Annotated in this window: 10 protein-coding genes; 3 read left to right on the top strand and 7 right to left on the bottom strand. The window is 35.4% G+C overall.

All coding sequences use genetic code 11. From position 1 onward, the window contains the following. Both K8B81_RS08605 and K8B81_RS08600 read right to left on the bottom strand, forming a co-directional pair. On the bottom strand, positions 1 to 1,398 hold the full coding sequence (locus tag K8B81_RS08605) for a cadherin repeat domain-containing protein (protein ID WP_223680875.1): 1,398 nt from the start codon (positions 1,396 to 1,398) through the stop codon (positions 1 to 3). A 682-nt stretch (positions 1,399 to 2,080) separates the two neighbouring features. Continuing rightward, positions 2,081 to 6,118 (bottom strand): two-component regulator propeller domain-containing protein, encoded by a 4,038-nt coding sequence (locus K8B81_RS08600; protein WP_223680873.1) that lies wholly within the window; start codon positions 6,116 to 6,118, stop codon positions 2,081 to 2,083. A gap of 229 nt (positions 6,119 to 6,347) precedes the next feature. Between K8B81_RS08600 and K8B81_RS08595 the strand changes: the two genes are divergently transcribed. After that, complete coding sequence (locus tag K8B81_RS08595; RefSeq protein WP_223680871.1) at positions 6,348 to 7,271, top strand: phytanoyl-CoA dioxygenase family protein; 924 nt, start codon at positions 6,348 to 6,350, stop codon at positions 7,269 to 7,271. Positions 7,272 to 7,330: 59 nt separating this feature from the next. After that, on the top strand, positions 7,331 to 7,687 hold the full coding sequence (locus tag K8B81_RS08590) for a hypothetical protein (protein ID WP_223680869.1): 357 nt from the start codon (positions 7,331 to 7,333) through the stop codon (positions 7,685 to 7,687). 68 nt (positions 7,688 to 7,755) lie between these two features. On the opposite strand, the gene K8B81_RS08585 is transcribed toward K8B81_RS08590, so the two are convergent. The 5 genes from K8B81_RS08585 to K8B81_RS08565 all read right to left on the bottom strand — a co-directional run bounded on the left by K8B81_RS08585 (position 7,756) and on the right by K8B81_RS08565 (position 14,071). Continuing rightward, a complete protein-coding gene (locus tag K8B81_RS08585; protein ID WP_223680866.1) occupies positions 7,756 to 9,174 on the bottom strand; it encodes a TolC family protein in 1,419 nt (472 codons plus the stop codon). After that, positions 9,155 to 10,510, bottom strand: a complete 1,356-nt coding sequence (locus K8B81_RS08580; protein ID WP_223680864.1) for an HlyD family secretion protein — start codon at positions 10,508 to 10,510, stop codon at positions 9,155 to 9,157. The genes K8B81_RS08585 and K8B81_RS08580 overlap by 20 nt, the downstream gene beginning before the upstream one ends. 2 nt (positions 10,511 to 10,512) lie before the next feature. Then, complete coding sequence (locus K8B81_RS08575; protein WP_025572396.1) at positions 10,513 to 12,168, bottom strand: peptidase domain-containing ABC transporter; 1,656 nt, start codon at positions 12,166 to 12,168, stop codon at positions 10,513 to 10,515. 96 nt (positions 12,169 to 12,264) lie between these two features. Next, the gene (locus K8B81_RS08570) at positions 12,265 to 12,747 is read right to left on the bottom strand and encodes a hypothetical protein (RefSeq protein ID WP_223680862.1); all 483 of its coding nucleotides are present in this window, start codon (positions 12,745 to 12,747) and stop codon (positions 12,265 to 12,267) included. A 94-nt stretch (positions 12,748 to 12,841) separates the two neighbouring features. Then, on the bottom strand, positions 12,842 to 14,071 hold the full coding sequence (locus tag K8B81_RS08565; RefSeq protein WP_223680860.1) for a PQQ-dependent sugar dehydrogenase: 1,230 nt from the start codon (positions 14,069 to 14,071) through the stop codon (positions 12,842 to 12,844). A gap of 317 nt (positions 14,072 to 14,388) precedes the next feature. On the opposite strand from K8B81_RS08565, the gene K8B81_RS08560 reads away from it, so the two are divergent. Next, the gene (locus K8B81_RS08560) at positions 14,389 to 15,900 is read left to right on the top strand and encodes an ankyrin repeat domain-containing protein (protein WP_223680858.1); all 1,512 of its coding nucleotides are present in this window, start codon (positions 14,389 to 14,391) and stop codon (positions 15,898 to 15,900) included. Positions 15,901 to 15,921 lie beyond the last annotated feature (21 nt).

Below are 15,921 nucleotides of genomic sequence, written 5' to 3'. Positions count from 1 at the left end.
TTATTTTTTTGTTATAAAGGCTCTTTCTAATTCAGTATCCAGAACTACTTTATAAACACCCGGAGCTGCAGGATATTTTGCATTACCGTTTTCACCCGGTGACATTGTTGCAATACCATTTTTGATAAGTCTCCATGAAGGGTTCCACCATTGACCTGTAAAAGTAGCTTCCATAGTTCCTGTCAATGTATATTCTCCTACTAACTGGTATGGATTGTTTGGATTATTTGCTAAGTGTAGCCCTTTCTGAACCCAGGCATCCCACGTATCCCAGGTTGCACCCTGAATTCCGCCTCCGCAAACACTAACGAAAGGTCTTCTTTGCGCCTCAACATCATGCCATAATCCGTTGGCAATATCAGCCCATACCTTACTTGTTGGTGTATATTTAGTTGCAGTATATTTTAATGTGTTTGGATTTACTTTTATTACATAATATCCTTTTGTAGGTAAAATAATTGGTGCTGAAGCAACATCATCAATAATGTTTCCTGAGCCATCCAATCCAAAACAGTGTGGACCAAAGTCAGATTCCTGTCCTAAGAAATAAATTTCTTTATTGTCTTTGTCGGCATAATATTTAAATTCAAAATCCTGTCCGCTTTTCTCGTGGAAATACATCGGAACACCAACAGCATCACTTACAAGATTAGTCCCTTTTGGCTGATCGCAAAGATAAAGAGCAGGATATTCATTAGTAGCCACAATATTGATGTTTAAGCTTCCACTATTAGGAATTTTAAACTTATCTAAAGCGGTAATTGTCAATACATAATTTGCTGCAGTAACAGGTAAAACATATTCTTTGCTGAATGTATAAGTTTGCGGTGAACCTTCTAACTTAATTATTTCGTCGATATGAAGAGCGTCACATTTAATCTGAACGTAATCGATACCTGAATCATCATTCACAACAAAATTTACCGGCATGATATTACTTGTCGATAATAAAATAACGGCACCTTCTTTTGGAGATATCATACTTATTGCCGGAGCAGCAAATTCTCCGTCCAGGCGCAGGTCAATTTCCTTATTAACAGTATTACCGGAAACATCTGTAATCGTTAATTTGATTTTAAAAGTCTCAGAAGTACCTCTGTCAGCAGGAACCTCAAAAAAATAACTTAAGTCGTAGGTTTTAAGCAAAGGCTCTGTTGCAAACGTAATAACTTTATCAAGTGACAATTCAGGTATTTGAATTTGTACACTTTTTAGTCCCAGGTCATCTGCCAAAGCGGCCTTTATTTCAAATTTTCTGGTTGGGGCACCATAAATTTCTGTTGTTGCAACCACTATCGTAGGGTCGTCAGAACTTGGAAAATCAGCTTCATTATTTTGACATCCTGTAAACAGAAGGGCAAAAAAAGCAAGAAAAAATAAAAATACATTTTTTTTCATTTCTTTCATTTTAAGGTTAGGTTAGTTGTTTTTTTTATTCTTAAAGGTATTATTGTTGATGTAGGTTATTCTTATCTCTGTTTTTTTTGGGGCAAACAGGAGTGTAACTTACTGATGGATTATTTCATATTTATTTTTGGTTTGGTTAATAGTCAGTTATTATTATTTATAAGACCAATACAGGTATCTAACTTTTGTATTAAAACCCGCAGCATATTACTGCGGGCAGATAAGTAAATACGAGAAAACCACTCTCTTCATATTATTTTAAAGAACGCTCAATTCTTTAAACAGATCAAAAACTTATCTCAAAAACTAACACTTACAACATAAACGGTAACACAACTTAAAATGCTACTATTACCTGCAAAGAAATATGTAATTCCCACTTTTCATAAGGGGCAAAATGGAAAAAAAAGGAGGTCAAATTCGCAACAAGCGATTATTTAGACCTAAAAACTAAGAAGTACGAAAAAATAGAATCTTTTTTTTACATATAACACAATTACCAAGTGCTTTTATGAATATTCTAACAAACTGGATTTGCTGCTTATAAATCAAAGCTATTTACTCGTTTTAGTTGGTTCATGATAAGAATTTTGAAGGTTACATTCCAATCCTGCTTTCAGTAGTAGATATGGAGAACTGTTTTAAAATTAAGTAAGCCTTATGAGAAAGGCAATTATTTAATGATATTCAAATCAGAATTAAAAGAACTTTTATACTTCTTAATATATTCAGATGGCGTCATTCCGAATAACTTCACAAATTGCTGCCTGAAGTATTTAGGATCTTCAAAACCAACTTCGGCACTTGCCTGTGCAATATTAATATCTTCGGTAAGCATGAGCATGGCAGCTCTTCGGATTCTTAACGAACGGATAAAAGCATTTAAAGTCTGTCCGGAAATGATTTTGATTTTAGTATAAAGCGTTCTGTGGCTCATACCCATTTCAAGTGCAAAGGTTTTAATCGTAAAATCTTTTTTATGAATGTTGGCTTCGACAATATCAATACATTTTTTCAAAATTTCCTGGTATTCAACCGGTACTTTTTGAGTATTCTCTTTTAAAGTGATACTGTTTAAAAAATATGTCCGCAGATTGCTTCGGTTTTTCAATAAGGATTCAACACGGGCAACAAGTATTTCATCATCAAATGGTTTTGTAATGTAGTCATCAGCTCCATCGTTTATTCCCTGCAAATGTGTTTCAGGGTTTTTAGAAGCCGTGAGCAGAATCACCGGAATATGCGACAAATCATTGCTTTCCTTTATTTTTCTGCACAGCTCAAGGCCGTCCATTTCTTCCATTGTTATATCACTAATAACCAGATCCGGCATGTGCTTTTTGGTCAGTTTTAAACCTTCTTCACCATTTTCAGCACTATACACTATATAATTCTCAGCAAATAATTTGATTAAGTAGTTTCTGATTTCAGTATTGTCATCTACAATTAAAACAGTTCGTTTTTCTGTAAGCATCACTTTTTGCAAATCGGCTTCAGAAAGTGTATTTTCAGATGTATTATCTCCGGAATCATCAATAATCAATTCATCAAACAGCTGGCTTCTTTTCTGAACATCATTGGTAATCTCTGCATTTTCGAAATGCCTGTCACCTTTTAGAAAGGTCAGTTTAAATGTACTTCCTTTACCTGGTTCACTGGTACAGCTTACGGTTCCTTTATGTTTGTCTGTAAAATATTTCACAATATAAAGCCCGATTCCAAAACCGGTTCCAATTGAAACTTTCGAATTGATTTGTTTGAACTTTTCGAAAATCACCTCAATATCTTTTTTATCGATTCCGTCCCCGTTATCGGTAATTTCAAGGTGAACTTCATCATCTGTTTCTGATAATTTAAGATCAATTTTTCCACCAATTGAAGTGTATTTAAAAGCATTCGACATCAGGTTAAACAATGAAATCTCAATTTTTTCATAATCCCCAATAATCACAACTTCATGATCCGGAATAGTAAAATTGTACTCAATATTTTTATCTTTTGCCTGATTTACAAAACACTGATATACTTCATTACAAAGATTATTGACATTTATAGGAGATAAACGAAGGGAATCTGCATCATTTTCAGCTTTTCTAAAAAGCAAAAGCTGATCGACCAGACTCAAAAGCCGGCGGGCGTTTCGGTGTGCAATCGCCAAATCACTTCCGGAAGAACCGTTTTGAACACTTTCTTTCTGAACTGCTTTTTTCAATGGATTTATAATCAGCGAAAGCGGCGTTCTGAATTCATGCGATATATAGGTAAACATCGACGACTGTTTCTCGGCAATTTCTTTTTCTTTTTTGCTTTCAAGCTCTGCAATTTTAACCTTGTATTTTAATTTTTCTTTATTCTTCTGATAATCCAGATACACAAAAAGACCTCCGACAATAGCCAGTAAATACAAAGAATAAGCCCACCAGGTTCTGTACCATGGCGGTAAAACCTGGATAGAAACCAAACTGACCTCTTTATTCCAGCCCCCTTTGAAATTCGTCGTTTTTACTTTAAAAATATATCTTCCTTCAGGCAATCTGGAATAATTTGCTCTTCTGTTCTGTCCTACATAATTCCATTGCTGATCCCAGCCATCTAACAAATAAGCATAATTAATCTTATCTGCATTGTTAAAATCTAAAGCGACAAATTCCAGTGACAAAGTGGTTTGGTCATAATCTAAACTCACTTCTTTTATTTTATCTGAGTGTCTGTCAATCTCCGCTTTACTTTCCTCAATAGGCTGATTATTTACGTAAAAGTCTGTTAGCAACAGATGGTTTTCCTGACTGAAACTTTTAATATCTCCGGGAAAAAAACTGTTGAAACCATTTATACCTCCAAACAGAAATTCGCCGGTAGACAATTTAATCCCGGCATTAAAACTAAACTGATTACTCTGAAGACCGTCATTTACAGAGAAATTCCTAAAGGTCTTTCTTTTCTTATCAAACCTGCAAATACCATTATAAGTACTCATCCAGAGATTCCCTTCCTTATCTTCAAGCAGTCTCAAAATAGTATTAGAAGGAAGTCCGTCATCTGTAGTAAGCCTTTTAAACGTATTCGTTTTTCGGTCAAACAGCAGCAAACCTCCCTCCTGCGTGCCAAGCCAGAGGTTTTTATCTTTGTCTTCATGAATACAGCGAACAGGATTGCCAATGGTCACTTTATTGATTTTCCTGGTTTCTTTTTCGATAGAATACAGCACAGAATAATTTCCGGCCCAGAGCTTGCCGTCTGACGTTTCTGTCATGCACTGCAGGTTATTTATTGATTTATCAAAAAGCACAAAACTGCTTTTAGCACGGTCAAAAAGATACAACGAACCTTCGTTTGTTGCACTTGCCCAAATATTAGATTTTGAATCTTTATAAACAAACCAAATATTTTTTTCTACTTGTTTCGTAACAGGATTGTAACATGGAAACTGTGTTACTGTGTTATTTTTCGGATTAATCCTGTTTACACCGCCCGCCCATGTAGAAAGCCAGATTTCGTTGTTATTATCCCTTACAATACCTGTTATAAATTTACTCGAAAGCTTATTTCCATAATTAATATAGGTATTTGTCCTGCGGTCCCAGTATTTCAGTCCTGCACCGTCTGTTCCAACCCATAAATTGTTTTTTTCGTCTTCGCAGAATGATAATATAAAATTCTCTGCAGGATCATTGGCATTGTACCGGATTGTTTTAAAATACACTGCCGAATTGCTGAGCATACTGATTCCGCCACGCAAAGTGCCAATCCATTTATTTCCTGCTTTATCTTCGTAAATGCTCCAGACAGAATTACTTTTTAAGAGTTTGTTTTCTTTTACAGAACTGTACAAAACTGCTTTTTTTTCTTTTCCTGTAACTTTATAAATACCATTCCCATCTGTAGTCACCCACATTTCTTTTTTCTTATCGATAAGAATGTCAGAAACTGTACATCTGCCGGAGAAATAATTCTCAGAAAAAGACCCTGATTTTGTGTTAAATAGAAAAAGACCCTCATCTGTTCCAAACCAAAGGTTTCCATCTAAAGCCAGTTCCAGTGTTTTTACTTCTACAGCAAACGGAAAAATAACTTTTAGCCGTTTTGAATCATTGTTATATACACAAAGCCCAACATTCCTGACATATACCCAGCACCGATTGTTTTTTGTATCATTTTGAATAGCTACCGCATCATAATTATGAAGTACATTTCTGTTTCCTGACATCAGAAGCGGAACACTATTTCCGACAAAAGAACCGTTTTCAAATACAAGTAAGCCTAAGTTTTGCGAGGCAACTAAAACATTGTTTTTAGAAATAGTTTTTACCTGATGAATTATATCTTTAACAATTTCAGGCTTTTTATTTAGTGAAATATGTTTAACAGGATGAAACGCAGCACTGGTTTTATTGTAAACACAGACACCATTTGCACCGCCAATCCAAATATTATTTTTAGAATCTCCTTCAATGTTATAAATCGTATTAAAAAACAGCGACTTTTTGTCATTGATCCGGTTACGGAATACCTTAAAATTATAGCCGTCATATCGGTTTAGTCCGTCATAGGTTCCAAACCACATATAGCCATCTGTATCCTGAAATATGGTCACAACCGAGTTATTGGATAGACCATCTGAAATATCAAGAAATTTTACCTGAGTTTCCTGTGAAGAAACTGGTACGTAAAATCCCATTAATAAAACCAATGTTATAAAAAAATTCTTCAAGATTAGTTTATATTAAATTAAAAAGCATAATGAGCACTAAAATTATCAATAATTTAAAAAATTACAATAAAAAAGAGAAAAAACTACAATTTCAGATATATCATTTTATTAAAAAATTTCTCAAAAAAAATTTGCATTTGTATTACATCGAATTAAAAACAGGTATTTTTAATCAAAATAATTATTTTTGAGTGGATTTCATTTTTTAATAACCTCAAAACTAACACATATGCACTGGACCATTCTTGAAAATTTATGGAAACGCTCAGTAAATCCTAATCATTTTTCTATTGAAAAAAAGGATAACTACACCTGGAACAATGAAATTAAAACTTTATTTCAGCTGGGTATAAGCATGGAGGATACTTTACAATTTTTATACAACCAAAAGCCTGATTTTGAAGATTTCAAATCCTGGGTTAATGGAAGAAAAAAGGACATTACGACTGAAATAGGAGATTTAACAGAAAATGTACTTACTGAAGAAGATCTTCAGTTCTGGGATAAAAATGGTTATGTAGTGGTAAAAAATGCTATTTCAAAAGAAGACTGCGAAGCTACACAAACAGCTATCTGGGAATATCTACAAATGGATCCTGATAAAAAAGAAACCTGGTATGTGAGACATAAGGATCAGAAAGGACTGATGCTTAATTTTTCTGACCACGAAACCCTAAATAAAAACCGATTTTCTCCTATAATAAAAAAAGCCTATGAGCAGCTTTACAAAACAAACAACATTTATAAAACAATTGACAAAGTAAGCTTTAATCCGCCTGAAAACGATCAGTTTACTTTTTTAGGAAGCCCGCTTCATTGGGATACCAGTTTAAAAAAACCACTCACATTCGGGCTTCAGGGACTGCTTTATCTAACTGATTGCGGACCTGATGATGGTGCATTTCATTGTGTTCCGGGTTTCCACAATCAAATAAATCAATGGCTGGATGATCTTGGTCCTGATGAAAATCCGCGGGAAAAAGCTGTCGAAACATTACGACCAAAACCTGTTGCAGGCAATGCAGGCGATTTTATAATATGGAACAACGCTTTACCACATTGCGCAACAGCAAACAAAGGGAAAACACCTAGAATGGTTCAGTATCTTACTTATTTGCCAAATGATTATAATGCTTCGGGAGAATGGCTATAATGAAGTCAAAATGTTATTTTTAATATATTTGCCTATTTCTTTTATAACCTAAACAAGTAATGATAATACAAGATTTAATTGGCAGTTATTCCGTTTCCGGAAGCAATCAGGACGGTTCTGATGAAATGACTTACAAAGGCATACTGACACTTTGTCTTGATGAAAACAACCGGATTAAAGCCAAATGGATGATCGGTAATCATGAACAAAAAGGTTCCGGTTTTTTTAAAGATAATATCCTGGTAATTAATTTCAGTTATAAAGGTGAAGATAAAAAAACATACAAAGGAGTTGCCGTTTACCGCTGTATCACCAAAGATGTACTGGAAGGATTCTGGTCAGAAAAACATGGAAATCCGCTTTATCTGGGAACCGAACATTGCATTAGAACAACAACTTCTGAACTGTTGAACTAAATAGTCATGAAATAAAAAACCACTTATTTTACCTGAATAAATAAGTGGCATGGAAAAGAAAAAAAATATCAATCAGGATTTGCAAGTATTTTAAACAATTCGGCATTTGAAATGTAAAACTGATTTTCAATGCTAATTTGTGATAGTTTGGCACTCACCAGATTATTTTCTCTGGAATTAATCAGAAATATAGAACTTTCACCGAAGGAAAACAGTTTTTCTTCCGAATTCAGCATTGTCATGTAATCTTTTACCAGATTATCAATTACACCTTTCTGCCTTTTCAAAGAAGCAATTTCAGTCTGCTGTGCTTTAATTTTATTTTTAAGTTCCAGTCGCTGCTGATCTATATCATATTTTAAATCCTGAATTTTCAGTTTTGCCAGTTTCAGGCTTCCACGTTCCTTTCTCAAAAAAATCGGAATACTAAAATCAACATTGAACTTATAATCATCGGCGTTGAAAGAATTGAAGTAGGAAGGTTCAGAAATATAGTTATAGCCCACATTTAATTTTGGAAGCAATGAATTCGCTTTTAACTGTCTTCCAACTTCAAGAATTGACATTTTGGTTTCCAGAGCCTGTATTTTTGGATGAGAATCCAGCGTTTCAACATCAACCATCATGGCATCTGTTCTCAGCGTTTCTTCAAGCGTTTTAATTAAATTTTCTTCCGGTTTAACACTATCATCCAGTTCAACAGGTACATTTTCGATCCATAAATAATTCGACAGGTACAATTTTGCTTTCGCTAATTTTAAATTTCCGTTTTCTAAGTTTAATTCACGGTTTCTAACAGTAATTCCGGCTTCTACACTATCAATTGATGGCGCATCGCCAAGTTCAATCAGTTTTTTCACACCCTGAAAACGCGTGCTTGCAAAGCCAAGATATCGTTTATATAACTCAGCTTCATTATAACTTTTCCTCCATTCAAAATAGGCTTCGCTGGCTTTGTATAAAACCTCGATTGCCCTTAGTTTTCGCTGCGCATCACTCAGTTTTACCTGCAGTTTTCCTTCGCGTACATCTGCCATTCTTTGGTTGATGAACATCCCCTGTCCTAAGGCAACATTGATTCCTAAAGAAGTCAGACCGGCTTCAGGAGTACGGTTCTGCGGATTATAGTATTGTCCGTCTGTCTGGTCAAAACCGGCTTTGATTTCGATTCCGTACCAGGTTGGAATTTTAAAACTGCTGTTTAATAGCGAATAATACTCTGTCCCTTTAAATTCTTTTTTATTGTAATCGACTTCGATTTTAGGATCGAATCCCCCACGAGCCAGCATCAATGCAGCCTGAGCTGTGCTAATCTCAAGATTGGCCTGCTTTACCAGCGGATGATATTTTTTTACATATCCTAAAAACTCGCTGTAACTCAGTTCTTCTTTATTAAAATCCTGGCTGTATAAATTAGGAAAGCCGAATAAAAACAAGAAAGAAAACAGTGCTGCAGCATGTCTCAATTTATTTTTTGTCTTTGTCATCCTTCGCCTCTTTTTCGTCTGCTTTATAATAATTTGGAGGAAAACCATTCAGATTACGCCATATTTCGTACCCTACTGAAACGGTTTCCAGTAATGCAATACTCTGTGCACCTGCCCCTATACTCAATTCTTTTGGCCATTTATTATCAGGGCCGTCAGGTGAAACCAGAACCCTGTATTTTCCATTAGAACTGATAAAATTTTCGATTGCGACAATTTTTCCGCCATAAGTTCCATAAGATAACCCAGGCCAGCCCGAAAATACGATTCTCGGCCATCCGTCAAACCACACACGTACTTTTGCGCCGCGGTGCACCAACGGAAGATCGATAGGATCAACATAGGTTTCTACCGCAATATCATAACTTGCCGGCATAATGCTGACAATTGGTGTCCCTTCTTTGATTGTTTCTCCTAAACCGGCCAGTAAAGCACGGTTTACATATCCGCTTTGTGGTGCTGTAATGTAGTACAAACCATTTCTAAGCTTGTAATTCACATATTGGTTTTCCAGTTTGTTTACTTGGGCTTCAGTATCGTATTGCGTACTTAAAGCCGTAAACTTATCACTTTTTGATTTTGAAATTTTCTCAGTGTACTCAGCTGTGATTCTGTTTATTTCGACTTTGGCATTAATTAATTCATTTTTACTGCTCAAAAGCTTATTTTGCTGTGTAACGATATATGCCTCAGATTCCTGAAGTTTCAGTCTTTTCTGCTCCACATCTGTAAGTGGCTTTAAACCTTCTTTATGAAGCGCTGTCGAACGGTCAAATTGGGTTTTAGCGATTCTTAACTGCGTTTTTATCGCTTCAAGATCCATACTATCGCTCTTGATTTTCAGCTGGGCTTGTTTTATTTTATTCTGTGCCTGCTGTAATTTTAACTCCCTTTCAGTACTAAGCGACTGTGCCTGGACATCAAGTGAATTTACCTTATCTCCATAGGATTCAACCGCCATTTTCTTAGCATCTACCTGCTGTTTTGTGTTCCCAACAAGATTTGGATCCAGATAGTCTTCTTTTACTTCAGAAATAAAAACAATTGTATCGCCTTTTTTCACATAATCACCTTCCTGCACATACCATTTTTCGATTCTTCCGGCAATGGCGTTGTGAACCGTTTGCGGTCTTTGATCTGGTTTTAAGGTCGTAACAGAACCACTTCCGGAGATATTTTGTGTCCATGGCAGAAAAAGACATGCAATCAGAAAAATCAAAAATCCTACGATAACCCTGTTTAGGATTTTATAATGTGGTCTGCGGGCAACGCTTGTAATAGACTGGTATTTGCCCGGAGTTATCAGTACGTTATTATCTTTAGATATATTGAGCATGATTAAAGCTTTATGTCGTTAATTATTTTTCCGTCATCGATCGTTATCATACGGTTACATTTGTTCTTCCAGATATCATTTTTGGAAGTTACAATTACCGTCCACTCATTTTGTTCAGAAAGTAAAAAATCGATAATTTTACCTGAGGTCAATTCGTCCATTTTATCAACCGGATCTTCAAGGAATAATATATTAGGTTTATGAACAATGCTTCGTGCCAAAAGAATTTTCTGGATATCTGAAGCCGAAAGTTCATTACCTCCCGGATGTACCTGATGTTCGAGCCCGTTAGGGAATGTTTTAATATCCGGCGTAAGCCCTACGTTATCTAAAGCCCATTTAAGATCGTCATTATTAAGTGTATCATTCCCGAAAAGAATATTTTCTCTGATGGTTCCGGCAAAAAGTGTATCTCCCTGCAAATAAGTTCCCGCCTGTGCCCTGTAAGTATCCTCGTTAAGACGGTTCATATAATTATCCGTTACATACATCGCACCGCTTTCCGGCTCAAGCAAACCTGACAATAAACGCAATAAAGTACTTTTTCCGGCGCCGTTTGTTCCTCTTAAAATGATCTTTTCGCCCTGATTTATTTTCAGGTTGATATTTTTAAGCGATTTTTTATTGTGCTCCGGATAATTGTAACCTATACTTTCAGTTTCGATGTTTATTCCTGTTTCAGTTACTGCAGATGTTTCCGGAATACAAGACGTTTCCATATCGGTTACTTGTCCAATTTTTTCTAATGATGTCAGTACATCATAGAAAGATTCCAGTCCGAAAATAATTTTCTCAACCGAATTAATCAATAAAACAATAACAATTTCAGCTGCCACAAACTGCCCGATGTTCATTTGATGGTGAATTACCAGGAAACCACCAATAGACAAAAGGGCAGCCGTAACAATAACTTTAAAAATAATCAGCTGAATGTATTGTTTTTTCATAACCTGAAAATGCTTTTCACGATAATTCAGGTACTTGCTTACATAACCATCGTTTCTTTCCAGCGCATACTCAAAACCTCCTTTTTTACGAAAACTATCACGATTACGTGCAATTTCCTGAAGCCAGGCCGCTACTTTATACTTAAATTTTGATTCGTTAAGACTCGTTTCAAGTCCGTCTTTATATGAAAATTTAAAAATGACATATAAAATTACGATAAACAAAAGACCGATTACGGTAAAGAAAGAATGGTACAAAACCAATAATATGATTCCGAGACCAACCTGTAAAAAAGCAGTACAAAAATCCAGTAAAAGCTTTGCAGTTCCTTTTTGCACCGTTAAAGTATCAAAAAAGCGATTGGCTTTTTCCGGGGCATATTCTGAATACATTTCCTTAAATTTAATCAAAGGCATCTTGTACGCAAACTCAAATGAAGAACGTACAAAAATTCGTTGCTGCAGGTTTTCTACTATTCGAAGCTGTAAGATGGTCAGGATTCCTCCGAAACCAACTCCAATTGTAACCAAAATTACAAGTACAATCCAGGAAACACTTAGCTGTCCGCTCTGGATAAAATTAATAATTGCCTGAATCCCTAAAGGCAGTGAAAGGTTGACTAATCCGGCAAAAGCAGCATAAAAAATGATTTGATATACATCGCGCTTGTCAAGATGAAGTAGATTGTAAAAACGTTTTAATGGTGTCATGAATTTATATAATAAATACAATATTAATAAATGTAACATACGGTAAAAACCATAGTAAAGATGCCAGATTACCCTAACACATACAAAATTAAGTATTTATACTATAAACCGGGGAGGTGGTAAATGAATTTTACCATGAAAACCAAATGAGAATATATGGTTATCAATATAATTTTTTCTGTTTGAACTAATTTGAAAATACAATACAAATAATGAGGTATTCAATGGAATTAAATAATCTAATGAAGGAACACCTTTTGCAATTTTAGTAGCCTTCGTTTCTTTTGTTTCGTAGTCATCCAGTTCTTCTGGAATTCCGTCACATTTGAATATTTTCTTAAGAAAATTACAAGTCATACCTTTCACGGTACCAGTTTCTGCATTATCAGCTATAATTCTTCCAAAACTATTTGATACATTGATGCTGCTGATTAAAAAATAGCCGATTAACAACGCCTGAAGGCATTTACAAAAGACACTATTTTTAATTCTGTTCAACATTTTCCTTTTCTTAATGGGGCGCAAGTTAGGACGAAATTTTATGGCCAACATTAAAATAACATTAGAATTGAATTTCATTCTGTTATTTTTTTCTTAATAAGGTTCTAAAAAAAGCCGGAAGATTGTGTCTTCCGGCTATTGCTATTTTCAGTTAAAGCATTACTGAAATTGCTTATTTTTTATCGATTTTATACAGTCTTCCGCCATCAGTTACTGCATATAAAGCTCCGTCATTTCCCTGGGTAATATCTCTAAATCGCTGACCTTCGCTAACCAGAAGTCTTTCTTCTCCAATAACCCGATTGTCTTTAATGGCAAGACGTATAATGTGCTGACCGCTTAATGCACCTATAAATAAGTTGTTCTCCCATTCTGGCACCCGATTACCTTTATAAAATGTCATTCCGCTAGGCGACACAACAGGATCCCAGTAATAAACAGGCTGTTCCATACCTTCTTTTTTCTGAATTCCTTCACCTATCTTTTGTCCGCCATACTCAATTCCGTAAGTAATAACAGGCCATCCGTAGTTTGAACCCGCCTTTAAACGATTGATTTCATCACCTCCTCGGGGTCCATGCTCGCTCAGCCATATTTCACCGGTATCTGGATGAAGTGCCAGTCCCTGCGGATTTCTGTGTCCTATACTATACAATTCTGGTAAAGCTCCTGCCTGATTAAAGTTTGGATTACCTGATGCTGGCTGTCCGTCTTTAGTTATGCGGATTACTTTTCCTAAAGCAGCCGTAACTGACTGAGCCAATGGTCTGGTTTCTAAAACAGAACGCTCTCCTGTACTAACGATAAGGTTTCCGGTTTTATCAAAAAGAATACGTCCGCCATAATGAAGATCACTTGGATTTGCCGGATTTGCACGATAAATTACTGTAGCCCCTTCGATTGTTTTTTCATCATTTGATAATTTTCCCTTGGCAACTGCAGTTCTATTTCCTCCTGTCCCTGCTTGAGCAAATACCCAGTAAATCATTCGGTTGGATGCAAAATCAGGATCAAGACATAAGCCTAATAAACCTCCCTGATTTGACGGATTTACAGCCGGTAAACCTGTAATTGCCGCACTTACTTCCCCGGTCACTTTCACTATTCGTAAAGTCCCTTTTGTTTTTTCAGTAACTAAAAGCCTGCCATCAGGAAGACTTTTGACACCCCATGGACTTGTTAACCCCGAAGTGATAATTTTTGCTTCATACTCTGTATTAGTCTGAAGCCCGTCAATTCTGGTTTGACCTTCAAATGCAGGTGTATAGGATGTGTTGGGCGAATTATTTTCAACAGGATTTGTTGGTGTCCCCGGGTCACTCAAAGCTTTATCATCATTCGAGCAGCTGATTAATGTCAATACTGCCATCGAAAGACTCATGATGTAGTTTGTATTTTTCATTTTTAATTGGTATTTAAATTTTAATTAAACTCAAAAATCTAAAATTTACACTACAAAAAATTATAAAATTTATGTTATTGCTTATATAATTTTTGCTTAGTGAAAAAATAAAATCAATAAGTATAAATCTGGAGTGATTAGAATTAACTTAAAAAACTTTTCATGACCCAAAATAAACATTGCTATTATAGTATTTATTTTTATATTTGCCTTATTTTTATTTATTCTAAATAATTTAATTTCAACTCGATTTAAACCTTTTGGTGATAAATGAATCAAATACTTCAAATCTATTAATAAAGAATTCTACAGAATTTATGAAAACTAACCTTTTTGTTTCTTTAGCCTTAGTAGCTTCGGCATTCGTAAATGCCCAGCAAAAAAACATATTATTAGAACAATCTTTTTGGAAAACAGCTCCCAATGTTGAAGCTGTAAGGGCAGAAATAGCAAAGGGAAACAACCCCTCTGCCTCAACATCAAATGCTTTTGATGCGGTTGTAATGGCAATTAATAATGATGCTTCAACAGAAACTATAAAATTCTTATTGGAACAGCCAGGGAATGAAATAAATAAGCCAACACATGATAACCGAATTTACCTTCACTGGGCTTCAGGAAAAGGAAATGCTGAAATTGTAAAATATCTGATTGCTAAAGGATCTGATGTGAACTTAGAAGACAGCCACGGTGCATTCCCTGTAACGGCAGCAGCCAGCAGCGGCCAAAGCAATCCTGAAATTTATGAGGCTTTTTTTAAAGCTGGAATAGACCCTAAGAAAAAATATCAAAATGGTGCTAACCTATTATTATTGGCTATTTCATCTGATAAAGAATTAAAAGCTGCTGAATATTTTGCTACAAAAGGAATGTCCTTAAAAGATGTCGATAATGATGGTAATACAGCTTTCACATATGCTGCCAGATCCGGAAATATTGCGCTTTTGAAAAAACTTCTAGAAAAAGGGGTTAAGCCAAATGATGATGCACTTTTTACAGCTGCACAGGGAAGCCGAAGAGAGACCAATACAATCGAAACTTACAAATATCTGGTTGAAGAAGTAAAAATTAAGCCGACTGCACTTCTTAATAAATCAGGACAAAATGTTTTACATCTTTTGGCAGGTAAACCAAACCAGACAGAAATTATCAACTATTTCATAAGTAAAGGTGTTGATCCGAACAAAGCAGATAAAGAAGGTAATACGCCATTAATGGCTGCTGCTTCTGCAAGAGAAACTTCGGCTTTGGAACTTTTGCTTCCTATAGCAAAAAATGTAAACCTTCAAAATTTAAAAGGCGAATCTGCTTTGACAAATGCATTAAAATATGGAACTCCAGAAGCTGTAAGTTTGCTGTTAGCCAAAGGTGCAGATGTAAATGTAAAAGATAAAGACGGTAATAATTTAGGCGTCTATCTGGTTCAGTCGTATCGCCCGCAAATGACGGGACGTGGTCAGGAAGGTGCTAATGCAAAACAAGATCCTTTTGCAGCCAAGGCAAAATTACTACAGGATAAGGGATTAAATTTAGCCACTCCTCAAAAAGACGGAAATACATTATACCATTTAGCTGTTATCAAAAATGATTTAGCCCTGCTGAAAAAAATAGCTGATTTAAACATCGACATCAATGCCAAAAACAAAGACGGTTTAACAGCTTTGCATAAAGCTGCAATGGTTGCCAAAGATGATACAATACTGAAATATCTTTTGTCTATTGGTGCTAAAAAAGAAATTATCACTGAATTTGACGAAAGTGCCTATGCCCTGGCAAAGGAAAATGAGTCACTTGCAAAAAGTAATATTTCGGTTGAATTTTTAAAGTAACCTAATACAATTTCAATTTTT

It is taken from the genome of Flavobacterium hibisci, from assembly GCF_020026925.1.
Classification (GTDB): domain Bacteria; phylum Bacteroidota; class Bacteroidia; order Flavobacteriales; family Flavobacteriaceae; genus Flavobacterium; species Flavobacterium hibisci.
This window is presented reverse-complemented; position numbering and strand designations above follow the sequence as displayed.

What these genes read in the sequence shown, in the direction of transcription:
- K8B81_RS08605 (WP_223680875.1), bottom strand. Translation starts at nt 1,398, where the DNA reads ATGAAAAAAAATGTATTTTTATTTTTTCTTGCTTTTTTTGCCCTTCTG.
- K8B81_RS08595 (WP_223680871.1), top strand. Translation starts at nt 6,348, where the DNA reads ATGCACTGGACCATTCTTGAAAATTTATGGAAACGCTCAGTAAATCCT.
- K8B81_RS08590 (WP_223680869.1), top strand. Translation starts at nt 7,331, where the DNA reads ATGATAATACAAGATTTAATTGGCAGTTATTCCGTTTCCGGAAGCAAT.
- K8B81_RS08585 (WP_223680866.1), bottom strand. Translation starts at nt 9,174, where the DNA reads ATGACAAAGACAAAAAATAAATTGAGACATGCTGCAGCACTGTTTTCT.
- K8B81_RS08580 (WP_223680864.1), bottom strand. Translation starts at nt 10,510, where the DNA reads ATGCTCAATATATCTAAAGATAATAACGTACTGATAACTCCGGGCAAA.
- K8B81_RS08575 (WP_025572396.1), bottom strand. Translation starts at nt 12,168, where the DNA reads ATGACACCATTAAAACGTTTTTACAATCTACTTCATCTTGACAAGCGC.
- K8B81_RS08570 (WP_223680862.1), bottom strand. Translation starts at nt 12,747, where the DNA reads ATGAAATTCAATTCTAATGTTATTTTAATGTTGGCCATAAAATTTCGT.
- K8B81_RS08565 (WP_223680860.1), bottom strand. Translation starts at nt 14,071, where the DNA reads ATGAAAAATACAAACTACATCATGAGTCTTTCGATGGCAGTATTGACA.
- K8B81_RS08560 (WP_223680858.1), top strand. Translation starts at nt 14,389, where the DNA reads ATGAAAACTAACCTTTTTGTTTCTTTAGCCTTAGTAGCTTCGGCATTC.